Below are 22,795 nucleotides of genomic sequence, written 5' to 3'. Positions count from 1 at the left end.
CGTCAGGCTTTCTGCTCGGCTTCGACCGAGATCATGCCATCGTTGATCTCGCGAAGTGCGATACCCAGGGGCTTTTCATCGGGTTCAACATCGACAACGGGTCCAACGAACTGAATCATGTTCTGTTCAAGCTGAAGGTTGTACGAGTTGATCTGACGTGCGCGACGAGCGGCAACGATAACGAGAGCGTACTTTGAATCGACGTGCTCAAGCAGATCATCAATCGGTGGCGACGTGATGCCTTGGGGCTGTGCGACGATTCCGGCCATGCGGTCCTCCTGGATTCAAACGTGGCCATCTGGCCACACTGGGGGCCAGTCTACTCCAGCCCCATAAGGTGAGCCAGTTCAGTAACGGTGTCGTCGAGGTCGTCATTCGTCACAGTTACGTTGAATTCCGTCTCTGCAGCCATCTCTACCTTGGCAGTTTGAAGACGACGCACGCGTTCCTCCTCGTCTTCGGTTCCGCGACCGACGAGGCGCCTCACAAGCTCATCCCACGACGGAGGTGCAAGAAAAACGAAGAGCGCATCAGGACGCGTTTTCATCACCTGACGAGCACCATCAAGGTCAATCTCGAGCAGGACAGATTTACCTGCTTTCAAGGCCTCGTCGACAGGTGGCGCAGGTGTGCCGTAGCGGTGAACACCGTGGACTGTCGCCCATTCGAGCATCAATCCCGATTCGACAAGCGCGTCAAATTCTTCATCTGTCTTGAACAGATAATGAACGCCATCAACTTCACCCGGCCTGGGCGAACGAGTCGTCGCAGAGACGGAAACAACCAGTTCCGGGTGACGTTCACGAAGAGCTTGAACGACGGTCCCCTTACCTACAGCAGTGGGACCGGCAAGCACGGTCAGTCGTGGTTTATCCATGCTGACAATCGTGCCACCTTTACCTGCTATTAGCCGAATCGTTCGATTAAAGCCTGAGCTTGAACATGCCCAAGGCCCCTGACACGACGTGATTGAGCAATACCGTACTCTTCCATCAATGCCGCAGCCGTTGTGACTCCAACGCGTGGCATTGACTCAAGCAGTGAGACAACACGCATCTTGGCGATTGACTCATCCTTTTCGGCAAGGTTGAGAACCTCTGAAAGCGTAATTTCGCGATTCTTCAAACGTGCTTTGATATCCGCGCGCGCGCGACGCGCTGCAGTTGCTTTTTCTAGAGCTTGCGCACGTTGTTCGGGTGTCAGATGAGGTAGCGCCATTGCTTCCCACTCCTTCACAGATTGTGACTGTTGCAGGCGATTTTATCGTGTTAACAGGGCTTTTGTGTGAAGAAAGTGGGAAGCAATATTCACTCAGCTAATTCGGCGACCGCTTGAGCATATGCCTGTTGAAGGCCCAGAGCATCGGGGCCTTTGGCCAAAATCGCTCGAGATGACGACGCGAGCACGTTCAAAGCTGCTTGGCCGAACACCTCGCCCAGTTCCTTCGGACCGGCACCTTGAGCTCCCACCCCGGGGGCAAGAATTGCGCCATTGAAGGCATCGAAAGAGATGCCCAGGCGACGGCGAGCATCCCCAACGGTCGCGCCCACAACAATTCCAGCAGGACCCATGTGCTCAAAGTCGAACGTCGCATTGAAATCGGACACTGCTTGAATGACTCCCCCAGCAACCGATTGCCCCTCGGAGTTCACACAGTGTTGAACCGAAGCACCCTGAGGGTTCGATGTCAGAGCGAGAACGAACACTCCCCTGCCCGTCTCTTTTGCCATTTCAAGCGCCGGGGTGAGCGCGCCAACACCCAAATACGGTGAAAGAGTCACAGCATCGCCGGCCAGCGGAGAACCATTAGCCAGATACGCATCGGCGTAACCGTTCATAGTTGAACCAATGTCACCGCGTTTAGCGTCCACGATGCACAAGGAACCCGCATTTCGACAGGCGTCAATGACTTCTTCCAATACGCCGACGCCGTGTGATCCAAAACGTTCGAAGAAGGCTGACTGCGGTTTGAATGCAGCAACTTTGCCTCCCAACGCTTCAACAACGCCCAGAGAAAACCTACGCAATCCGTCGATCGAATGGTCTAAGCCCCACTGGTCAAGCAGACCGGGGTGCGGGTCAATCCCAACGCACATAGGCCCATGCTCAGCCATTGCGTCGGCAAGACGATCACCGAAACCTCGCATGGTCATCGTTCATTCTCCTTTCGAAGCGCATCCCATTCCTGCAACGATCGCACGTGATACGCACCGTGAGTACGCACCTCAATCGCTTGAACAAGCGCGTTAAACGCCTGGAGCGTCGTCACAATCGTCTTGTCGTGGGTCATTGCAGCGGTACGAATCTGATAGCCGTCGTGGCGGTTATCGCTCTTCTGCGGAGTATTCACAACGATGTCGATCATCCCATCGTTGATCAAATCAACGATGGTGGGCTCACCTTCATTGCCTCGTCCCTCAGAGCGCTTGCGAACAGCTTGGGCCTCAATCCCGTTTCGGCGCAACACCGAAGCTGTACCCGTTGTCGCCAAAATCGTAAAACCAAGGTCCCGCATACGAGCCGCAGGGAACACGATCGCACGCTTGTCCGTATCCGCAATCGAAATGAAGACCGTACCTTCGGTCGGCAGTTTTCCGATCGCACCGGATTGCGACTTCGCGAATGCCGTCGGGAAGTTGTGATCGATACCCATAACCTCGCCCGTCGAGCGCATCTCAGGCCCGAGGATCGTATCCACGACCAATCCCTGAGCTGTACGGAAGCGCTTGAATGGAAGAACAACCTGCTTCACTGCAATCGAGGCACCATCACGGATCTCGCGTGCATCCGTGACAGGGAGAATGCCACGCTCACGCAACGATGCGATCGAATCGCCCACCTGGATCAAAGATGCTGCCTTCGCCAGAGGCACGCCCGTCGCCTTCGAAGCAAAAGGCACCGTACGAGAAGCACGAGGATTCGCCTCAATCACGTACAGGACATCGGACAAGAGGGCGAACTGGATATTGATCAGGCCACGCACCCCCACCTCACGTGCAATCGCTTCGGTCGATGCAGCAATCCGGTGAAGCTGGCTGGACGACAGAGTCATCGGTGGCAATACGCATGCCGAGTCACCGGAGTGAATACCGGCCTCTTCAATGTGCTCCATAATGGCGCCCATAAACAATTCATTACCGTCATACAGCGCGTCCACGTCAATTTCGATCGCCGCATCCAAGAAACGGTCAATCAACAGTGGACCGCGTGAGAACAGCGCGCCAATATCCGGCCTATCGAGATAGCGATCGAGCGCGGCCTCGTCATTCACGATTTCCATACCACGACCGCCCAAGACGAAGCTGGGGCGCAGAAGCACCGGATATCCAACGCGCTCAGCAACCTCACGAACCTGCGAGACCACATGAGCCGTATCGTGCGCCGGAGCCGGGCAACCGGCAATCGCCAGCACCTTAGCGAACTCTTCACGGTCTTCAGCCACATCGATCGACGACGGCGACGTGCCAAGAATCGGCACCCCCGCAGCCTCAAGATCACGCGCAAGCGACAGCGGAGTCTGACCACCCAACTGAACAATAACGCCCTTGACCGGACCGGCCTCGCTTTCTGCCCGGTAGATCTCGAGCACATCCTCAAGTGTCAGGGGCTCAAAGTAGAGGCGATCCGAAATATCGTAGTCAGTCGACACGGTTTCTGGGTTGCAGTTCACCATGATCGTGTCGTAGCGCTCGCGCAGGCTCATCGCTGCGTGCACGCACGAATAATCGAACTCAATGCCCTGACCGATACGGTTCGGTCCAGCACCCAGAATGATGACTGCTTCGCGCTCGCGGGGCGCAACCTCGTTCTCGAAGTCGTAGGTCGAGTAGTGATACGGAGTCTTCGCTGCAAACTCTGCCGAACACGTATCCACCGTCTTGAAGACGGGGTGAATTTCGAAAGCGCCTCGTACTTCTCGCACGCTCGTCTCCGACAGGCCTCGAATATCACCAATCTGACGGTCAGAGAAGCCGTGACGTTTCGCAAGACTCAGTACCTCGCGGTTGAGCGCGGGAGCTTCTGCGATTTCACAAGCAATCTCGTCAAGCAAGTAGAACTGGTCAAGGAACCAGGGGTCGATCTTCGTCGAATCGAAGAGCTCGTCGAGCGTCGCACCTCCACGGATTGCGTCCATGACCTGCACAAAGCGCTGTTCGGTACCTCGTGCAGCCTGAGCGACAAGTGCTTTTGTCTCTTCTGTGGTGGGACGAGGCCGCGCCCACGAGAATTGGACTCCCGACTTGTCGATGGAGCGCAACGCTTTTTGAAACGCCTCCGTGAAATTGCGCCCGATTGCCATGGCCTCGCCGACTGCTTTCATTGAGGTCGACAGCGTGGGGTCAGCTTCCGGGAACTTTTCGAAGGTGAATCGCGGAACCTTCACCACGACGTAGTCCAGCGTGGGCTCGAAAGACGCAGGCGTGGAGCCCGTGATGTCGTTCGGGATTTCGTCGAGCGTGTAACCGGTGGCGAGGCGCGCTGCGATCTTCGCAATCGGGAAGCCCGTCGCCTTGGATGCCAGCGCGGATGAACGCGATACACGCGGGTTCATTTCGATGACGATGATGCGACCAGTCTTCGGATCCAGAGCAAACTGGATATTACAGCCACCAGTATCAACACCGACCTTACGGATCACCGCAATGCCGATATCGCGCAGACGCTGCAACTCGCGGTCGGTGAGTGTCAATGCGGGTGCAACGGTCACCGAGTCGCCCGTGTGAACACCCACCGGGTCAATGTTTTCGATCGAACAGACGACAACGACGTTATCCGCCTTGTCTCGCATGAGCTCGAGCTCGTATTCCTTCCAGCCGAGGATGGATTCTTCGAGCAAAACCTCCGTGGTGATCGACGCCGCAAGTCCCTGACCGGCGATGCGTTCGAGATCTTCGGGGGTGTAGGCGAAGCCTGAACCCAAACCGCCCATCGTGAACGAGGGACGTACAACCAGCGGGTAGCCGAGTTGAGCTGCCGCTTCGTGGCATTCTTCCATCGTGTGAGCAATATAGGAACGTGCGACTTCGGCGCCACACGTCTCAACGATCTCCTTGAAGATTTCCCGGTCTTCACCTGCGTTAATCGCCTCGATGGACGCGCCGATCAGCTCAACGTTGTACTTTTCGAGAACGCCAGCTTCGTTCAGCGCAACCGCTGTATTCAGTGCAGTTTGACCACCCAGTGTTGCAAGCAGAGCGTCTGGTCGTTCCTTTTCGATAATCGACGTAACGACTTCGGGGGTAATCGGTTCAACGTACGTGGCATCGGCAATCTCCGGGTCGGTCATAATCGTGGCCGGGTTGGAGTTCACGAGGATAACGCGCAGGCCTTCTTCTTTGAGAACACGGCATGCCTGGGTACCCGAATAGTCGAATTCGCACGCTTGACCAATAACGATCGGACCGGACCCGATAACAAGGACGGACCGCAAATCGTGGCGCTTAGGCATCAGTTCGCCTCCTTCGAGGCCAGAATCATGGATACAAAACGATCGAAGAGATGCTCACCATCGTGAGGACCAGCCGCCGCTTCGGGGTGATATTGAACCGAGAAAGCGGGAATATCAAGTGCCCGCAGGCCTTCCACAACCCCATCGTTGAGATCAATGTGGCTGACTTCAACCTTTCCATAGCGACCAGCGTCGAACGGTGCGACCGAGGGGGCCCCAACGGGGGCGTCCACTGCGAAACCATGGTTGTGGGCGGTGATTTCAACGCGACCGGTCACCAGATCCTTCACCGGCTGGTTGACACCGCGGTGACCGAATTCGAGCTTGTAGGTTCCATACCCCAGAGCGCGACCGAACAGCTGGTGTCCGAAGCAAATGCCGAAGTACGGGAGCCCAGCATCCAGGACCGCACGTAGTAGCTCAATCTCCAGGTCAGCAGACGCGGGGTCACCCGGCCCATTCGAGAAGAAAACTCCATCGGGGTTCAGAGCCTGAATATCCGCGAAACTCACGGTGTTGGGCACAACATGAACCTCGACCCCTCTTTGCGCAAGCTGCTCCGGTGTGCGCGATTTGATGCCCAAATCCACGGCCACTACGCGACATACCGGTTCACCTTCGCCTTTAACAACGTAGGTGTCTTTTGTCGAAACCTCGGATGCTAAGGCTGCGCCGGCCATCATCGGTTGATCAACGACAATACGTACCAGAGCATCGCGCACCTGGTTAGTCAGGTGCTCAGCGCCTGCGGGAAGTGCACCACCGGAGAAGATTCCAGCGCGCATCGCGCCGTGTGAGCGGATGTGGCGCGTGATAGCGCGAGTATCAACACCACTGATTCCCACGATCCCCTGCTCAATGAGTTCTTCATCAAGGGTGCGCTTCGATCGCCAGTTTGATGCTCGACGTGCAGGCTCACGCACAACGAAACCGGCAACCCAGATCTGTTTGGATTCAGGATCTTCATCGTTGACACCGGTATTACCGATGTGAGGTGCCGTCATGACGACGATCTGGCGGTGATATGAAGGATCCGTGAGCGTCTCTTGGTATCCGGTCATGCCTGTGGAAAAGACAATCTCACCCAGTGTGCGCCCGCGTTTGCCCCAGGCGTATCCGGGGAATACCGTGCCATCTTCAAGGACGAGCAGTGCGAGTTCTGATTGGGTCATCGCCGGTCCGCCTTTTCAATCGGCATTCCGCCCATGACGGTTGCATCACCGGCGTACAGCGTGTACAGAACCTGGCCGGGCAACTCCATCCCTCGGTACGGCGAATTGGTTGAGCGCGTGAACTGCTGGGTGGGATCCACTTTCCGGCGCACGCTCGGATCAACCAGCGTGATATTGGCCGGAGCGCCCACCACAAGACCCTGCCCCTGAGTGGCAACCATGCCGATCTGCGCAGGCTTTGTCGACATCACGCGAGCAATATCGGCCCACGTCATGCGACCGGTGTTCACCATTGTTTCGATCAGGATCGGCAATGCAGTTTCCAGGCCGGTCATGCCGAACGCGCCCGCCTGCCACTCGCAGTCCTTGTCTTCGAGCGGATGCGGAGCATGGTCGGTTCCCACAACGTCAATCGTGCCATCGGCGAGGCCCTCGCGGACTGCCTCCACGTCTTCGCGAGTGCGAAGTGGCGGGTTGACCTTGTAGAGCGGATCGTAAGTCGTGGCCATTTCCTCAGTGAGGAGCAGGTGGTGTGGAGTTACTTCTGCCGTCACGTCAACACCCATGCGCTTGCCCCAACGAATCAGGTCTACCGATCCGGCAGTCGAAAGATGGCACACGTGGAGGCGCGAACCGACGTGCTTTGCCAGCAAAATGTCGCGGGCAATGATCGCCTCTTCAGCGACGGGAGGCCAACCGGCCAAACCGAGTTCACCAGACAGTGGCGATTCATTCATCTGCGCACCGTCAGTCAAGTCCGGATCCTGCGAGTGCTGCGCAACGACGCCACCGAAGGTCTTCACATATTCGAGGGCACGACGCATGAGAACCGGATCCGACACGCACTTGCCATCATCAGAAAAGACGCGCACCTGAGAGCGGGAATGTGCCATCGCACCCATCGACGACAGGTGCTTGCCAGCGAGGCCTTGAGTCACGGCACCAACCGGGCGGACATCAACCCATCCCAGGTCGTGACCGATCTGCCACACCTGATCGACAACCGATGCGCTATCGGCAACCGGGGTCGTGTTCGCCATCGCGTGAACGGCTGTGTAGCCACCCACCGCCGCAGCGCGCGTGCCGGTTTCGATCGTTTCGGCGTCTTCACGCCCGGGTTCCCGCAGGTGCGTGTGCATATCGACGAGGCCGGGAAGCGCGATCAGACCGTCGGCATCAATATGCCGGGCATTGGTGGCGCCGTCCTTTGCTTCGGCACCGATAGCAACAATGACGCCGTCACGGACCAGGATGTCGCTGGATTGCTCTCCCAGAATCGATGCGCCGGAAATGAACCAAGTTTTCGAGGTGTTTTCAGTCATTGGTGTTTCCTTCCGTGGCAAGAAGCAGGTAGAGGGCAGCCATACGAACGCTGACGCCATTGGAGACTTGTTCGACGACAACGGAACGCTTTGAGTCAGCTGCCTCCGCGCTAATTTCAAGGCCTCGGTTCATCGGGCCGGGGTGCATCACGATGCATTCGGGGTTGAGAACGTTGAAACGCTGATTATCGAGGCCGTATGCGGTGTGATATTCGCCCGGTGACGGGAAGAATCCGCCGCCGGCAGCGCTCATGCGCTCACGCTGGACGCGTAGCATCATCACGGCGTCGGGGTCGGTGGCGAGAGCCTTATCGAAGTCGTATTCGATATCACAGGTCCAGTTTTCAACGCCCACGGGAAGCAACGTAGGAGGCGCGACCAACGTGACGTGGGCGCCCAGCAGAGTCAGAAGATCAACGTTGGACCTCGCAACTCGCGAGTGGAGAACATCGCCGACGATCACGACGCGCGCGCCTTTGAGATCGGTGCCCGGTGCCAGCGGTTCAACGTCGGGGTCTGAGGGGTTGCGTTTGTAGTGGCGACGCAGGGTCATGGCATCAAGAAGCGCCTGAGTCGGATGCTGGTGAGTGCCATCGCCCGCGTTCAGCACCGGCAGGTCCATCCAACCAGCGTGTGCAAGGCGGTGAGCCGCTCCGGAAGAAGAGTGGCGGACAACCACCGCGTCGGCGCCCATGGCTTGGAGGGTGAGAGCCGTGTCTTTGAGCGATTCGCCTTTGGAGACCGACGATCCTTTAGCGGAGAAATTAATAACGTCTGCCGAGAGGCGTTTTGCAGCAGCCTCAAACGACAGACGTGTACGGGTTGAATCCTCGAAGAACAGATTGACAACAGTGCGACCGTGAAGTGTTGGTAGTTTCTTCACTCGACGTGACTGCGTTGCCGCCATCTGTTCAGCCGTATCTAGAAGCAAGAGGGCTTCGCGATATTCGAGGTCACGGATGGAAATGAGGTGATTCAAGGACATCAGTTGTTCCTCTCAATCAGAACGCAGTCTTCACCGTCAGTTTCATTCAGCCAAATCGACACTGACTCATCACGAGCGGTGGGAAGGTTCTTGCCCACGTAGTCGGGGCGAATAGGCAGTTCACGGTGACCACGGTCAACGAGAACTGCGAGCTGGACTGCCTTCGGGCGACCGATCGATGTCAGCGCATCGAGGGCAGCCTTGATGGTGCGTCCCGTGTAGAGCACATCATCGACAAGAACGACGGTGCGTCCGTCGATGCCATGGGCCGGTACAAATGATTCCTTTGGCTCGCGAAGGGGCTGAGAGGAAAGGTCATCCCGAAACATTGTCGTGTCGATGATGGCAAGTTGCGTGCGCCTACCACCGACCTCGTTGATCTTTTCGACGAGGCGCTTGGCAAGCGTCGCGCCACGAGTCGGGATTCCCGCGATGACCAGCATCTGGTCTTCGCCATTTCTTTCGATAATCTCAAACGCGATTCGCGTGAGTGAACGGGCAATATCATCGGCATCTAAAACCTGCCGTGCAGAGCTGCCCCGCTCTGCGTGTGGGTGCACTGATCCCATCAGTGAATCTCCTTCCCCGCCTCACAGGACGGAATTTAAAGGAACGCTTCGTCAACTAGTGTAGTGCTCTACCCCGCGGATCTGTCTAGTTGACGGCGTGCTGATCATCACCGATGAAAGAATGCGATTGAACTAGTCTTCGTCGACTCGAGACGCTTGTTTTTCCCTGTTCACTGCCCAAACCTCACCCGCATAGCGCATGTGCTCATTCAGAGTCTCGCGTGCCTTTTCGGGATCTCCGGCGCGAAGGGCGTCAACAATCGGTTGATGATAAACGCCGCTCATCAGCTCAGCGCGTTGTGCAGATGCGTCGGACATGATTGCAACGCGCATCCGATCCTGCAAGTCGTTCCACATCTCCAACAGCACTTCATTGCCGGATTCGTGACACAAAATCTGATGGAAACCAAGGTCTTCATCCAGAACTTCCACGGCACTCTTGCCATCCGCCCCTGCAGGGAGATTCTTTTCAAGGAGATCGGCGACTTCGCTGCCTCTCCCCTGGGTCACGATCGCCGATGCCGCCAGTCCCTCTAGAGCTGCGCGTACAGCAAAGAGCTCACGAAGTTGCTTGGGAGTAAATTGAGCGACGCGCAAACCAATGCGGTCTTCACCTTCGACAAGACCAGACTGCTGGAGCTTACGCAGTGCCTCGCGAACGGTGCCCCGACTCACGTTCAGTTGTTCGGCAAGATCGACCTCACCCAGACGCGAACCAGCTGGCAAGTTGCCCTCAAGGATCTCTGCGCGCAACGTCGTCCACACCTGCTCACGCAGTGTCAGTCGGTTAATCCCCTTCATGGGCATAGCGACGACTCCTCATCTTTGACAGTCGTTAACACTCAACAAATATCACTGTCACATTAACACTTTTCATCAAGGTTAATAAGCACAGAAAGCAAGTGGCGGACCATAGCTTTCGCTACAATCCGCCACTACAAGCCAACCTGCTCAGTATTCGTCGAGCAACTCGTCAAGCTCTTCAAGCTCATCGACACTCAAATCATGCGTCTTAGGGGAGGTATCCTCATCTGAGCCTGCCAGGCTGGGCGCATCATCACCGGGAGCCGACACGTCAGCGTCATTGTCGCAACTGCGACGCGACCACGGGGATGCCTCGAGTTCACGTCGAATAGCGTCAAGGACAGCATTGACGAACTGCGGAGCCCCGTCACCAGAAATCGACTTCACAATTGCAATTGCTTCATCGATCGCGATGATGTTCGCAACATCGTCGTTGTCCAGCATTTCCCAAACGCCAACGCGCATAACCGCCAGGTCAACACCGGCGATTCGATCAAGGCCCGCTACGTTCGCGTGTTTTTCGATCAAATCATCGATGCGACGCAGGTTATCAGCGACACCTTCGATTGCTTGAATCGAGTATTCCGGAAGCGGGGTTTCTGCTGCCGTGATCACTTTGCGCTGACGCAAAAGATCGCGCAAGACATCGGGGTTACGCCCCATGCCTCGCTGATCTGCTTCAAAAACGACGTCAGCAGCGCGCTTGCGAGCTTTCGTTCGTGAAGTGAAACGAAATGCCTTGGACATCAGTCGTTGACACGTCCCGAGAAGGAACCATCGCGGGTGTCAACCTTGATGCGAGTGCCTTCTTCCATGTAGAGCGGGACCTGGATCTCGTAGCCGGTTTCAAGCGTTGCGGGCTTGGTACCTGCCGAGGAACGGTCGCCCTGCAGACCGGGTTCAGTGTGCGTGATGGTCAGGACAACAGTAGCCGGGAGCTCAACGAACAGGACAGTGCCATCGTGCTGGGAAACGATGACGGACTGGTTGTCGATCATGAAGTTACGGGCATCGCCGACGATCTCTTCGGGAACGTTGATCTGCTCGTAGGTCTTTTCGTCCATGAAAACATAGTCGGTGCCGTCCTGGTACAGGTACGTCATATCGCGACGGTCAACAGTTGCGGTTTCGATCTTGAGACCAGCGTTGAAGGTCTTGTCGACGATCTTGCCACTCATCACGTTCTTGATCTTGGTGCGCACGAATGCGGGGCCCTTACCCGGCTTGACGTGCTGGAATTCAACGACCTGCCACAGCTGGCCGTCGATGACCATGACTGTGCCGTTCTTCAGATCATTCGTCGTTGCCACAGATATACCTCACTTTGGTTTTTCAAAGAATCAACGCGATTTTACACTGTTCGATAACGGTTCTACTAACCTCATCGACGGTTTTATCGCGTGTATCAACTAACACATTAGCGATCTCTGAGTATTTTTCATGCAGGTTTGCAATCATCAGCCTGAGCATTGCACGTGGTGCACCCAGGCCAACCGAACGCGGTTTATTCAGTCCTTCGCGTCGAGCCACTTCACTCACGTCGGCATAGAGCTCAACGATTGCGGCTCCCTGATCGTTTAAGCGTTGAAGCCGCCTAGCCACGGCCTCGTTCTCAATTTGCGAGGCACCAACCGTGACGATTGCACCTGCACTACCGAGCGCCCGAAGCGCACATTCTTGTCGTACCTGCTCCACATCGCCTGTGCCTGCAATGATCAGTTGCGCAACACTTTTGCCACTCTGGCGTTCAACAAGGTCGTCAGTTTCAACCAGGCGCATTCCAGTCAGCGAAGCAATGGCGCGGCCAACCGCTGTCTTTCCCGCGCCGGAAACTCCCACAAGGACGAGGCCGGGAACCCCAGATGATTCTCTATCACGGACAGTGCCCGCCACAGAAGTATCAACACACTCGATTGTCATGCGATCCCCAATCGCGTAGCTACCTGCCTCGTTTCATCAGGCAATATCCGATAGGTCGCCGCATTTCCAATGCCATCAAGCAAAACGAAACGGAGCTGACCCGCACGCACCTTTTTATCTGAGAGCATGACGTCCAGCAATTCATCGAAGGACGTACCGGAATAGGTAACCGGCAAGCCAACTCGTGAGAATGCATTGATATGACGTTCAACGTCGGCATCTGTCAGAAGCCCCCGAACAACGCCGAGGTGTGCGGCAAACACGCATCCGACGCTGACCGCTTCACCATGACGCCACGAAAAGTTCTCGCACTTTTCAATCGCATGAGCCAGCGTGTGCCCATAGTTGAGGATTTCGCGCAATCCCGATTCTTTCAGGTCAGCTGAAACAACATCCGCTTTCACTACGATAGCGCGTTCGATCAGCTCTCGAATCTGGTTGGAGCGCGAATCGCTCAGGAGGTTCGTGTCGGTTCCTTCGATAATGCGAAGAATTTCCGTATCGCGAATGAATCCACATTTCACAACTTCGCCGAGACCAGCTACGAAGTCTTTTTCCGGCAACGAGGACAGATAATCGAGGTCCACGATCACGCGCAACGGCGGGTGGAAGCAGCCAATCAGATTCTTGCCCGCTGATGAGTTGATACCCGTCTTCCCACCGACTGCAGCATCCACCATGGCCAGTAAGGTCGTCGGAATGTTGATCAAACCGATCCCACGTAGCCACGTTGCTGCAACAAAACCCGCCATATCAGTTGTTGCACCACCACCAATGGCAATCACTGCATCTGCTCGGCCGAGCTTCATGCGCCCAGCTTCATCCCAGAGACGTGCAACGACGTCGAGGCTCTTGCCCGCCTCACCATCGGGGTGCGTAGCGATACCCACCTCAAAGCCCATCGTTTCAAGACCGTTTGCAATCTCGCGTGCTTTCGTCTCAAGAGGCTGGGCGTGGACAATCAGTACCTTCGAAGCATCAGATCGCAATGCTCCTGCAATCGCGCTGACTGGAATCGAGTGACCAACACACACGTCGTAGGGAGCATCTCCCCCAACGTGAATCCGTTTCCATCCAAGATCCACCAAATCCACCACGCGATCGGCAACCTCTGAAGCAGGCCCATCGTCAGACTCAAGCCGAATCGTCTCTACTGCCTCATAGAGTGGCAAACGTTCGCGACGCAGTTGGCGGAGCATCCCCTCAGGATCTTCACGAAGCAAAGGGCGGTGAGCCTTCTTCGTCACCCGACGCACTAACTCATCATGTTCTACATGAATATGGACGACACAGACATCACGCAGGGCATCGCGAACCTCTTCAGATGTCACAGCACCACCGCCTAACGAGATCACCCCGCCCATCTGCACAGCCTGATGCACCGCGCGAATCTCACGCTGACGAAAACCCTGCTCGGCCTCGTCCATAAAAATCTGCGAAATCGACTTACCCGCGCTCTTTTCGATGAGGTCATCAGTATCCACGTGGGAAACCCCAAGCTGGGCGGCAACAAGGCGCCCAACCTTCGACTTACCCGCACCGGGCAATCCAACAAAAACAAGCGGAAGATGCAGTCGAATCGATGAAGGTGAAGAGACACTCATGCGCGCTCCTGAATTGACGCGATATATGCGCCAAGATTGCGACGCATTTCCTCTACCGACATTCCTCCGGCGTGGCCATCGAGAACATCGGCCAGCACAAGCGCGAGCTCAGCTTGCGCAATGACAGCACCGGGAACAACCTGACAGGTATCAGAACGCTGATGCAAGCCGACGGATTCTTCACCCGTCGCAAGATCCACGCTACGAAGAGCACGCGGAACCGTAGAAATCGGCTTGAACGCAGCACGAGCAACAATCGGCTGACCATTCGAGGTGCCACCTTCGATACCACCGGCACGATTTGACGTACGACGCAGATGCCCGTCGTCGCCCTTCACGATCTCATCGTGAGCAACACTGCCCCGCAACGCCGCCTGAGCAAAACCATCACCGATCTCCACACCTTTGACAGACTGGATCGACATCAGCGCAGCCGCAACCTTCGTATCCAAACGACGCTGGGCATTCACGTGTGTTCCCAAACCAATGGGCACGTTCCACGCAATCACTTCGACGACACCGCCGATGGTGTCCCCGGCTCTCTTCGTTTCGTCGACGACATCAACGAAACGCTGGTCAAGCTCGGTATCAAGGGTACGCATGCGAGATTCGTTCAGAGCACCCTCATCATCCGGAGTCGGAAGATGAGGATCAGTTGCGATCTGCGTTCCCACCTGCACAACATGGCTGACCAGACGAATACCGGCCACCTGGTCCAAAATCGCCTCGGCAACGCAACCGAGCGCCACACGAGCTGCGGTCTCACGCGCGCTCGCACGCTCCAGAATTGGTCTGGCATCATCACAACCGTACGACAGCATTCCCGGAAGATCCGCATGACCTGGACGCGGGCGGGTCAGCTTCTTGTTCCGCGCAATTTCACGTTCGTCGCCAGTACCGGCATCAATCAGCAGAAGATCTGGGGCAACTGGATCGGAGCTCATCACAACTTCCCATTTGGGCCATTCTGAGTTCGCAATCTCAATCGCAATCGGAGCACCCGTCGACATACCATGACGGACACCACCGACGATACGCACGACGTCCTTCTCAAAAGACTGGCGTGCCCCACGCCCATAGCCAAGACGACGACGGGCTAGAGCCCGCACAAAATCGTCGGATTCGATACGAAGACCGGCTGGAACACCATCAATGACAGCGATCAAAGCCGGACCGTGTGATTCACCTGCGGTAAGCCATCTGAGCATGGCTCCAGTCTTTCACACGTGACCGTGCAAGGCCGTGGCGTATCACATGCGAACAGGGAAACCGGCCTGATCCAAGGCCGTTTTCACGTCGCGAATCGCTACTTCACCGAAGTGGAACACGGACGCCGCCAAAATCGCGTCGCTTCCCGCGCGAGCAGCCTCAACGAAATGCTCAACCGTTCCGGCGCCACCCGAAGCAATAATCGGCACGTGCACGCGTTCTTTCACAAGATTCAGTAGTTCGATATCGAAGCCCTGCTTCACCCCATCTGCATCCATTGAGTTCAGCAGAATTTCACCCACACCACGGCGCTCGGCATCCATCGCCCATTCGAGCGCATCAATACCGGTCGAGTGCTTTCCACCGTGAGTGGTCACTTCAAAGCCCGAAGGTGTTTCAACGCCGGGAGGGCAACGCCGAGCATCAACAGACAGAACCAGAACCTGATTACCGAAACGATCCGCAACCTCGGAAATCACGTCAGGGTTGCCGATCGCAGCGGTGTTCATTCCAACTTTGTCAGCGCCCGCTTTGAGTAGGGTCGCCACGTCTTCGCCAGTCCGAACTCCACCGCCAACGGTCAAAGGAACGAACACCTGTTCCGCCGTGGCCGACACGACATCAAGCATCGTGCCACGGTTCTCAGTCGATGCACTCACATCAAGGAAAGTTATTTCGTCAGCCCCTTCAGCCCCGTAGCGCTTAGCCAACTCAACAGGGTCCCCAGCATCGCGCAGATTCTGGAAATTCACGCCCTTCACGACGCGCCCAGCATTCACATCAAGGCAGGGGATAATTCTCAGTGCGACACTCATGTTTATCCTTCTTCGTCGAGGTCTCTTCACTACCTGAGGGCAGTCCTGCCTTGTGCATGCACAGCATGTGTGGGCGAACTACTGGCTGACTGGCTGTCACTTACGTTAGCGGTTCGGACTGTATTTCGCTCCGCATACTCTTCGGCGGTGCTGTGGGCGTTGGAAGAAGACTCAGGTTAATCTGACGGAGCTACGCCCGTCTGCTCGGCTGAAGCACCCGACTGAGACGCATTATCGGATGCTGGTTCAGTGCCCAGAATATCGATGACGATGCACACAGTGTCGTCACCGTTCGCCAGATCGGGCGGAATAGAAATCGCCAGTCGCGATCCCACTCGTTGATCAACAAGAGTCTGCTTCAAGCCGGTCATCGCGGTGAGCATTGAGACGACCTCTGGCTTGCCCGTCCGCCATGTCGATGCTCGAACAACGCCGTCGTTCCATCCCACTGCGGCGTACTGAACCACAATCTGATCGTTCGATGTGACCTGCTGTCCTTCACCTTTGATCAGGATCTGGGTTGTCACGTCCGTGGGCGCATCGCTTCCGTGTTCGATAACAGGACCTTCGTCGGTCATTGTCACAGACAGGACCCCGGAGGATTCACCGGTGTCTTCACTACCGTTCGCGATCGAATACAAAATATCAATCACGAGAAGCTCAGTGTCCTGATCTGTCGGCTTCGCTAACTCGCCCTGGGACGAAGCCAACGGATGGGCAACAAGGACTCGTGATCCTTCGTGAAGTCCAACGACAATGTCAAGAAGAGCATCGTTCAAGGTTGCTTGGTCTGCGGATCCGACAACGAGGTCGGGTCGCCCATCCGCAGACAGATTCTCGCCTGTTTTACCGTCGAACGAGGTGATAGCCAGCAGAATCGGTGAATCCTTCGTGATTTGCCGCCCAGTTCCGATCTCAAGAACCTTGGCTTTTGCGGCATTCACCGTCACTGGCTGTCCCATGGTCACAACAGGGATCGCGCCAATACGACCCGAGACTGACACGGAGTCAAGGGGGCCTCTGATGCCCTGCACCTTCGATGAGCCCGAGCCGTTGTGGGTCGCGTGCACTACGGCGATGATTGCGGCGCCAGCAACCACGACGGTGGCAAGCAACGCAATGGTCAGATTGCGCAGACCATGCCTATACGAGGGCTTGAAAAGATCAATCATGCTCATGCGGGAAGCACCGGTGAGCAGGAAGTGATCTTTCCAATGAGCTCATCCACGCGTGGATCCTCATTGGCCAGAGGATCCTGCAGTGAAAGCGGGGAAGACGATAAGTCGTCAACGCGCACGTGAACCCAGTCAGCACTCAGGTCAACGCGCGCATCTTCGGCAGCGCCGATGATGCGGCCTCGTAGATGAGCGCGGGTGGTCGCAGGCGGAGTATTCACGGCCGCCTGCACACTTTCGCGCTTCGTTAGTCGTTTCACGAGGCCAGACGCCTCCATACGGTCAAGCAGGGAGCTGCCGGTAATATCGTGGTAGCTCAAATCCAAACGAGCCACACGCGGATCGGCAAGGTTCGTCCCTGCCTTTGAAACGTAGGATGAGAAGAGCTTAGCTTTGATAGCGATATCGAGTTCGGTGTCGACCGGAGACCAATCGCCGGATTCGATCGCGTTCAAACCCCGTTCCCAGAGATCAAGAACATAGCGATGTGTATCGTCAAGCTCTGCAGCATCGATTGTGCCCAAGATACGTTCGCGAATCTCACGCTGGATTTGGACGGGAGTCCAGCGACGACCATCGGCAAGCTCGACTTCAGTTCGACCGGTCAAATCAATGGAAATCTCGCGGATGGACCGCATGGGGTCAGCCATCGTCAGGTCTTCGATATGCAAGCCGTCTTCAACTGCTTGAAGGAGAAACTCGGTGGCCCCCACCTTGAGCGCAGTCGTTGGCTCAGCAACGTTCGTATCGCCAACGATCACGTGCATGCGACGGTACGAACCGGAATCTGCTAGCGGTTCGTCACGGGTGTTGATGATCGGGCGTGAACGCGTTGTTGCGGATGAAACGGCATCCCACATCTGCTCAGCGCGCTGGGAGAAAGCGAGTGTTGCACCGGAGGCATTACGTCGAATCAGACCGTTGCCCACCAGAATCTGGCGAGTGATAAAGAATGAAACCAGGGCATCTGCGACCTGACGGAAATCACGACGACGGTGCAGGAGGTAGTTTTCGTGGCAACCGCACGAGTTTCCTTGCGAGTCGACGTTGTTGCGGAACAGGTGCAGGCGCTCAGCGCTCCCCTCTTTTTCAAGCGAGCGATCAGCATCTGCTGCCAGCATCGCGAGCATCAGTGAGCCTGCACGATCCTGGTTCAACAGGTCTTCTAGGCGATCGCATTCAGCGGTCGCATATTCGGGGTGCGAGCCAACATCAAGGTAGAGCCTGCCACCGTTGCGTAAGAAGAGATTCGATGATCGTCCCCGACGTAGCAACGGTTCAAAGAGCTTGCGTGCAGCCATGTCGGCGTCCATTGCCAGAACCCCGGGCGGTGCGGCGCTCATCAGGCCATATTCAGTTTCGATGCCGACTACGCGACGCCTCACTTCACTGGCCACCCTTCTGGACGAAGCCCTGAACGAACGCTTCTGCATTCGTTTCAAGCACGGAGTCGATTTCGTCGAGCAGATCGTCAATCGACTGAGTCTGTGCGTGAACCTGGCCAGCGGCCTCGGTATCGCCGAAATCGTCGTTGTCCCCCGAAGGAGCGAACAGTTGACGGATATCCATTCGTTTCTCCTAAACCTGTGTTGCTTTACTATGTGAAATTATTCCACTGGTGAGGATCATTCCACGGGGCTACGTGTTTGCGCAGTATCCGGAATCGGATAGCGGACAAGATTCCCCTGTCCCGGATCAATGACGAGGGACGTCCACGAGGCTTTCACCAAGTCTGGTCGTGACGCCACAGCCTGACCGCGGGCAAACGCGCGGGTCGTTGTCGGGGCTTGAGAGGCTGCATCCTCAACCTGTTGGTCGCTAAAGAGTCTCTTGATGCGTCCGGCTTTACCCAGCTTCAAAGCAAGCGAGTGCTCCGGGCGAAGATCGGCCCACTGCAAGTCCATCGCCGTCAAACGGGGGTCGTTCCACTCAACTCCCAGACGATCCTTTTGACGACCCAACAGCTGATACTTGCCAATCCATTCAACTTCAGTGGAAACAGAGAACATGTCAGCGCGCATACGATCAAGGACGTCCTGCCAGAGGGTCAGAATCGCTTGGTCTTCACCTTCGGGGCTGATACCCATTCGGTCAAAGGTTGCAAGAATGAGGTCCACATACACCTGAAGCAATTCAGGTCCCGTGTATGCGCGTCCACCGGCCGTGTTCATCTTGTAATCAAGATTCGGGTGGTGGCTGAGGTTCCATGTTTCCTGCACGGCGTCATCGAGCGCGAGGGCTTCCCACTCCAGCCCAATCCCCTGCTCGATTGCCCACAACACCAGCGATGTCGCGCCAAGCTTCAGCAAGATTGACACATCGAACATATTGCCGTCACCACCGATGACGTGCAGACGCCGGTAGTGTGCCGGATTCGCGTGCGGTTCGTCGCGCGTATTAATGATCGGGCGATTAAAGGTGGTTTCCAAGCCCACTTCGTTTTCGACGAAGTCAGCTCGCTGAGAGATCTGGAACCCTGGAACTTGAGATTTCTGTCCCAGACCCACGCGTCCAGCACCGCACATGACCGGTCGAGAAACAAAAAACGGAGTCAGTCCACGAACCACATCGTCGAAGTCAACACTGCGGGGGATCTGGTAGTTCTCGTGAGTTCCGTAGGCGGCGCCTTTACCGTCCGTATTGTTCTTCACTAGGACGATAGGACCGTCTTCGCTCTTGAGCGATTCTTCAATAATCCGGCGTGCGATCACCTCGCCGGCACGATCATAGAGCGTGGCTTCAAGGGCACCCAACGCTTCTGGAGCGGAATACTCCGGATGAGCGTGGTCGACATACAGGCGTGCACCATTCGTCAAAACCGCGGTGGTCTGTGCAGGCAAAGCCATTTCTTCTGGAGTTGGGCGTTCAATCTGCTCACTGCCACCCGACGGCGCCAAGTGATATGGATCGTCCGTCAGCAACGAGGGGTCGGCGGCCGCACGTGACAAGCGGATACCGCGCATATCGTTGAGCGGGTCCTCAGCCCGATAGTCCCAGCGAACGGGTGCAGCGCCCTGTGCCGGCGTCCCATCGCGAGAAATCTCAGCGTAGAGACGAACCGCCTGCGACGAAAGTGCAATGGGGTTCGCCCATGCATCACCTGGGCGATAGACGCCGTACTCGGTTTCGGTTCCAATCACGTGGGTCATCTCAGGCCTCCAAGGCAACGATTGATGCGATTTCTTCACGCAGGCCAATGGTGCGGGCCCAGTCGTCGGGAGACGAAGAGACTGCGAGTTCAATAGACTCGCCCATTTCTTCTTTAACACCGGCAAGCAGGTGCTTCGCCGACAGGCCATATCCCCCGCCTGTGAGCGATTCTTTGATCGCATGTTTCTTTGCGCGCTCAACGATTCCGGCGATCATGGCACCAGAGACGATATCCCCAAGGTGAATGCGCTTCGTGCGTCCAGATGCCAGCACGACATCAAAGAGCGCAGTCGTTTCATCTTCGCGAAACAAGACGTCAAGTGCCTGATCGACCATGTTTCCGAGTGCCTGGCCGAGGGTCATGCCGACGCCGATTTCATCATCACGAAGTGGCACGTCAGTGTTCAAGTGTTTCAAGAAGATGTCGCGGGCACCTGTGCGATCGGGCCGATCCACGCGAATGCGCACATCCAGTCGGCCGGGGCGAAGGACGGCAGGATCGATCATGTCAGCACGGTTCGAGGCGCCGATGATGATGACGTTATCCAGGGTCTCGACACCGTCCATTTCCGCAAGAAGCTGGGGAACGATCATCGTTTCTACGTCCGATGAGATCCCGGTTCCACGCGTCCTGAACAGGGCTTCCATTTCGTCAAAGAAAATGACGACAGGGATATTGCCAGCAGCAAGTGAACGTGCTCGCGCGAAGATCGCGCGAATGTGTCGCTCAGTTTCACCAACAAACTTGTTCAGAAGCTCCGGCCCCTTGATTGACAAGAAGTAGGTTTTCACACCACTTGTCCGACCCGACAGGGAATTTGCGACTGCCTTTGCAATAAGCGTCTTACCTGATCCGGGTGGACCGTAGAGCAGGATGCCCTTAGGCGGACGCAAACCATACTCGCGGTAGAGCTCGGGATGACTAAAAGGAAGCTCAATTGCGTCGCGGACCTGACGAATCTGCGCATCCAAACCGCCGATATCGTCGTATGTCGTATCGGGAGCTTCGGGGGTGAGAAGCTGCTCGACATCGGATCGCACAATCTTTTCCAACGCGATTCCGCTACGTAGATCCACCATCAATGCGTCGCCGAGACGCAGATTGCCGTGACGTAGAGGGCCTGCCAACATCAGCAGATGCTCCTGGCCAGCTTCGCCTGCAACCAGCACGCGGTCATCACCCACCAACTCAAGAATCGAGACAATTGAACCGGACCTCGAAAATCCATCAGCGGCAACGGCGACCATCTTGTCGTCGACGCGCACCCACTGACCATACGACAGCGAGTAAAGATCAAGGTCAGGTGCAACAGCGAGGCGCATACGACGACCGTTCACGATCGCTTCAATCTGACGCGAAGGCACATCCGCGGATACAAACACGGCCATCGTTAGTGGCGGACGATTCACTTCAAGGAGCTGAGACTGCACCTTCACCAACTGTCCGCGAACCTGGGACAGCGCCTGGGCAAGGCGCTCATTCTTCGCTTCCAGAGAGACAACAAGGCGTTGCATCTCTTCGATGCGAGTTGCGTAGAAGTCATCACTCATCAGTGCTGATCCTTCCCTCAACCCACTGGTCAGCCTGACGCGTCACATCACGACGAACCTTGCGTAACTTCTTTTCAGATGCCGTTCGAAGGCCAACGTTGTGTTCATTCCACTCATCAACATCATCCCACTGGCCACCCAGACCTTCAGACGACTTCGCGGGACGAACCGACCTTTCTTGTGGGTTAATTCCCGGAGCAAGACGGCGCGTAACCAACAGGAAACCAGTGTGAGCAACCATGCGGTGCTCGGGACGGACAGCCAAACCATCAACGTGCCATTCACGACGCATGTCTTCCCAGGTGATCGGATCCGTGAAGTTCTCGCTTGCACGCAAGTCTTCAATAAGACGCGACAGCTGCGTAACCGTCGCGACATAGCAGACCAGCACGCCACCGGGGATCAGAGCGTGTGAAACAGCATCAATGTTTTCCCAAGGCGCCAGCATGTCCAGGACTACGCGGTCAACACTGGCCTGGTCCATCGCTTCCAATTCGGTAGCTAAGTCGCCGACGCGCAAATCCCACGCAGGATGTGGCGCACCAAACCAGAGTTCGACATTTCCTCGTGCGATATCGGCGAACTCTTCGCGACGCTCAACTGAGATCAGACGCCCAGTCGGACCAACCGCGTTCAACAACGCCATCGACAACGCGCCAGACCCCGCACCAGCTTCAACGACAACTGCGCCGGGGAAAATATCGCCCATGTGCGTAATGACACCGGCATCCTTGGGATACACAACCGCTGCACCTCGTGGCATCGACATCACGTAGTCGACCATCAACGGGCGCATAATCTGGAACTGGCGACCTTCTTCAGTCATAATGACCTGCCCATCGGGTTTGCCGATGAGGTCATCATGGAAGAACTCGCCACGGTTCGACTGGAACTTTCCGCCGTGCGTCAAAATCACTTGGTGGAATCGCCCCTTTGGATCGCGAACCTGAACGCGATCGCCTTCTTCCAAGAGACCACGCCGATTCTGCTGACCAAGCGGCGCGTAGTTATCGGTTGTATCTGGCTGTGTATTCATCCCAGAAAGTCTATCGCGGCTATCCACAGCTCCC

22 protein-coding genes are annotated in these 22,795 nt (G+C 56.4%); all 22 read right to left on the bottom strand.

The window, feature by feature from the left end:
• Positions 1-2: 2 nt before the first annotated feature.
• The gene (rpoZ, locus tag G5S47_RS03650) at positions 3-269 is read right to left on the bottom strand and encodes a DNA-directed RNA polymerase subunit omega (protein WP_006681000.1); all 267 of its coding nucleotides are present in this window, start codon (positions 267-269) and stop codon (positions 3-5) included.
• 50 nt (positions 270-319) lie between these two features.
• Positions 320-877: a guanylate kinase gene (gene gmk / locus G5S47_RS03645; protein WP_006680999.1), complete on the bottom strand. Its 558-nt coding sequence runs from the start codon at positions 875-877 to the stop codon at positions 320-322.
• A 29-nt stretch (positions 878-906) separates the two neighbouring features.
• Positions 907-1,218, bottom strand: a complete 312-nt coding sequence (gene mihF, locus G5S47_RS03640) for an integration host factor, actinobacterial type (protein WP_006680998.1) — start codon at positions 1,216-1,218, stop codon at positions 907-909.
• Between the two features lie 89 nt (positions 1,219-1,307).
• Positions 1,308-2,153, bottom strand: a complete 846-nt coding sequence (gene pyrF, locus G5S47_RS03635) for an orotidine-5'-phosphate decarboxylase (protein WP_103633737.1) — start codon at positions 2,151-2,153, stop codon at positions 1,308-1,310.
• Positions 2,150-5,449 (bottom strand): carbamoyl-phosphate synthase large subunit, encoded by a 3,300-nt coding sequence (gene carB / locus G5S47_RS03630; protein WP_103633736.1) that lies wholly within the window; start codon positions 5,447-5,449, stop codon positions 2,150-2,152. The genes pyrF and carB overlap by 4 nt, the downstream gene beginning before the upstream one ends.
• Entirely contained in the window at positions 5,449-6,621 is a 1,173-nt protein-coding gene (gene carA / locus G5S47_RS03625) for a glutamine-hydrolyzing carbamoyl-phosphate synthase small subunit (RefSeq protein WP_006680995.1), read from the bottom strand. The genes carB and carA overlap by 1 nt, the downstream gene beginning before the upstream one ends.
• On the bottom strand, positions 6,618-7,943 hold the full coding sequence (locus G5S47_RS03620) for a dihydroorotase (RefSeq protein ID WP_006680994.1): 1,326 nt from the start codon (positions 7,941-7,943) through the stop codon (positions 6,618-6,620). Before G5S47_RS03620 ends, carA begins: the two co-directional genes overlap by 4 nt.
• Positions 7,936-8,928, bottom strand: coding sequence for an aspartate carbamoyltransferase catalytic subunit (locus G5S47_RS03615; RefSeq protein WP_006680993.1), 993 nt, complete (start codon positions 8,926-8,928; stop codon positions 7,936-7,938). Before G5S47_RS03615 ends, G5S47_RS03620 begins: the two co-directional genes overlap by 8 nt.
• Positions 8,928-9,497 carry a bifunctional pyr operon transcriptional regulator/uracil phosphoribosyltransferase PyrR gene (pyrR, locus tag G5S47_RS03610; RefSeq protein ID WP_006680992.1) on the bottom strand — a complete coding sequence of 190 codons (570 nt, stop codon included), beginning with the start codon at positions 9,495-9,497 and terminating at the stop codon, positions 8,928-8,930. The genes G5S47_RS03615 and pyrR overlap by 1 nt, the downstream gene beginning before the upstream one ends.
• Before the next feature lie 132 nt (positions 9,498-9,629).
• A complete protein-coding gene (locus G5S47_RS03605; RefSeq protein WP_103633735.1) occupies positions 9,630-10,304 on the bottom strand; it encodes a GntR family transcriptional regulator in 675 nt (224 codons plus the stop codon).
• Positions 10,305-10,448: 144 nt separating this feature from the next.
• Positions 10,449-11,048 (bottom strand): transcription antitermination factor NusB, encoded by a 600-nt coding sequence (gene nusB / locus G5S47_RS03600; protein ID WP_006680990.1) that lies wholly within the window; start codon positions 11,046-11,048, stop codon positions 10,449-10,451.
• Positions 11,048-11,611, bottom strand: a complete 564-nt coding sequence (gene efp, locus G5S47_RS03595; protein ID WP_006680989.1) for an elongation factor P — start codon at positions 11,609-11,611, stop codon at positions 11,048-11,050. The genes nusB and efp overlap by 1 nt, the downstream gene beginning before the upstream one ends.
• A 22-nt stretch (positions 11,612-11,633) precedes the next feature.
• Complete coding sequence (locus tag G5S47_RS03590) at positions 11,634-12,221, bottom strand: shikimate kinase (RefSeq protein WP_006680988.1); 588 nt, start codon at positions 12,219-12,221, stop codon at positions 11,634-11,636.
• Entirely contained in the window at positions 12,218-13,825 is a 1,608-nt protein-coding gene (gene aroB / locus G5S47_RS03585) for a 3-dehydroquinate synthase (RefSeq protein ID WP_006680987.1), read from the bottom strand. The genes G5S47_RS03590 and aroB overlap by 4 nt, the downstream gene beginning before the upstream one ends.
• Positions 13,822-15,033, bottom strand: a complete 1,212-nt coding sequence (gene aroC, locus G5S47_RS03580) for a chorismate synthase (RefSeq protein ID WP_006680986.1) — start codon at positions 15,031-15,033, stop codon at positions 13,822-13,824. Before aroC ends, aroB begins: the two co-directional genes overlap by 4 nt.
• Before the next feature lie 42 nt (positions 15,034-15,075).
• Complete coding sequence (hisF, locus tag G5S47_RS03575; RefSeq protein ID WP_006680985.1) at positions 15,076-15,849, bottom strand: imidazole glycerol phosphate synthase subunit HisF; 774 nt, start codon at positions 15,847-15,849, stop codon at positions 15,076-15,078.
• Positions 15,850-16,025: 176 nt separating this feature from the next.
• The gene (locus G5S47_RS03570) at positions 16,026-17,027 is read right to left on the bottom strand and encodes an FKBP-type peptidyl-prolyl cis-trans isomerase (RefSeq protein ID WP_103633733.1); all 1,002 of its coding nucleotides are present in this window, start codon (positions 17,025-17,027) and stop codon (positions 16,026-16,028) included.
• Positions 17,024-18,409, bottom strand: coding sequence for a Pup--protein ligase (pafA, locus tag G5S47_RS03565; protein WP_103633732.1), 1,386 nt, complete (start codon positions 18,407-18,409; stop codon positions 17,024-17,026). Before pafA ends, G5S47_RS03570 begins: the two co-directional genes overlap by 4 nt.
• Before the next feature lies 1 nt (position 18,410).
• On the bottom strand, positions 18,411-18,593 hold the full coding sequence (locus G5S47_RS03560; RefSeq protein ID WP_006680982.1) for a ubiquitin-like protein Pup: 183 nt from the start codon (positions 18,591-18,593) through the stop codon (positions 18,411-18,413).
• Between the two features lie 56 nt (positions 18,594-18,649).
• Positions 18,650-20,173, bottom strand: a complete 1,524-nt coding sequence (gene dop, locus G5S47_RS03555; RefSeq protein WP_179370385.1) for a depupylase/deamidase Dop — start codon at positions 20,171-20,173, stop codon at positions 18,650-18,652.
• Between the two features lies 1 nt (position 20,174).
• Positions 20,175-21,725 carry a proteasome ATPase gene (gene arc / locus G5S47_RS03550; protein ID WP_006680980.1) on the bottom strand — a complete coding sequence of 517 codons (1,551 nt, stop codon included), beginning with the start codon at positions 21,723-21,725 and terminating at the stop codon, positions 20,175-20,177.
• Positions 21,718-22,761, bottom strand: a complete 1,044-nt coding sequence (locus G5S47_RS03545; RefSeq protein WP_219585825.1) for a tRNA (adenine-N1)-methyltransferase — start codon at positions 22,759-22,761, stop codon at positions 21,718-21,720. The genes arc and G5S47_RS03545 overlap by 8 nt, the downstream gene beginning before the upstream one ends.
• Positions 22,762-22,795: the final 34 nt, after the last annotated feature.

Origin of the sequence: Schaalia turicensis (assembly GCF_019380255.1) — a bacterium.
Classification (GTDB): domain Bacteria; phylum Actinomycetota; class Actinomycetes; order Actinomycetales; family Actinomycetaceae; genus Pauljensenia; species Pauljensenia turicensis_A.
Note: the sequence above shows the minus strand (reverse complement) of the source record. Positions and strands in the feature narration are given on the sequence as shown.

Coding starts and splice junctions, on each gene's coding strand:
- G5S47_RS03615 (WP_006680993.1), bottom strand. CDS start 8,928: ATGTCCTTGAATCACCTCATTTCCATCCGTGACCTCGAATATCGCGAA.
- nusB (WP_006680990.1), bottom strand. CDS start 11,048: ATGTCCAAGGCATTTCGTTTCACTTCACGAACGAAAGCTCGCAAGCGC.
- carA (WP_006680995.1), bottom strand. CDS start 6,621: ATGACCCAATCAGAACTCGCACTGCTCGTCCTTGAAGATGGCACGGTA.
- aroB (WP_006680987.1), bottom strand. CDS start 13,825: ATGAGTGTCTCTTCACCTTCATCGATTCGACTGCATCTTCCGCTTGTT.
- gmk (WP_006680999.1), bottom strand. CDS start 877: ATGGATAAACCACGACTGACCGTGCTTGCCGGTCCCACTGCTGTAGGT.
- aroC (WP_006680986.1), bottom strand. CDS start 15,033: ATGCTCAGATGGCTTACCGCAGGTGAATCACACGGTCCGGCTTTGATC.
- G5S47_RS03590 (WP_006680988.1), bottom strand. CDS start 12,221: ATGACAATCGAGTGTGTTGATACTTCTGTGGCGGGCACTGTCCGTGAT.
- G5S47_RS03560 (WP_006680982.1), bottom strand. CDS start 18,593: ATGGATATCCGTCAACTGTTCGCTCCTTCGGGGGACAACGACGATTTC.
- mihF (WP_006680998.1), bottom strand. CDS start 1,218: ATGGCGCTACCTCATCTGACACCCGAACAACGTGCGCAAGCTCTAGAA.
- pyrF (WP_103633737.1), bottom strand. CDS start 2,153: ATGACCATGCGAGGTTTCGGTGATCGTCTTGCCGACGCAATGGCTGAG.
- pyrR (WP_006680992.1), bottom strand. CDS start 9,497: ATGGGATCAGTGCACCCACACGCAGAGCGGGGCAGCTCTGCACGGCAG.
- G5S47_RS03620 (WP_006680994.1), bottom strand. CDS start 7,943: ATGACTGAAAACACCTCGAAAACTTGGTTCATTTCCGGCGCATCGATT.
- rpoZ (WP_006681000.1), bottom strand. CDS start 269: ATGGCCGGAATCGTCGCACAGCCCCAAGGCATCACGTCGCCACCGATT.
- G5S47_RS03605 (WP_103633735.1), bottom strand. CDS start 10,304: ATGCCCATGAAGGGGATTAACCGACTGACACTGCGTGAGCAGGTGTGG.
- hisF (WP_006680985.1), bottom strand. CDS start 15,849: ATGAGTGTCGCACTGAGAATTATCCCCTGCCTTGATGTGAATGCTGGG.
- dop (WP_179370385.1), bottom strand. CDS start 20,173: ATGACCCACGTGATTGGAACCGAAACCGAGTACGGCGTCTATCGCCCA.
- G5S47_RS03570 (WP_103633733.1), bottom strand. CDS start 17,027: ATGAGCATGATTGATCTTTTCAAGCCCTCGTATAGGCATGGTCTGCGC.
- G5S47_RS03545 (WP_219585825.1), bottom strand. CDS start 22,761: ATGAATACACAGCCAGATACAACCGATAACTACGCGCCGCTTGGTCAG.
- arc (WP_006680980.1), bottom strand. CDS start 21,725: ATGAGTGATGACTTCTACGCAACTCGCATCGAAGAGATGCAACGCCTT.
- carB (WP_103633736.1), bottom strand. CDS start 5,449: ATGCCTAAGCGCCACGATTTGCGGTCCGTCCTTGTTATCGGGTCCGGT.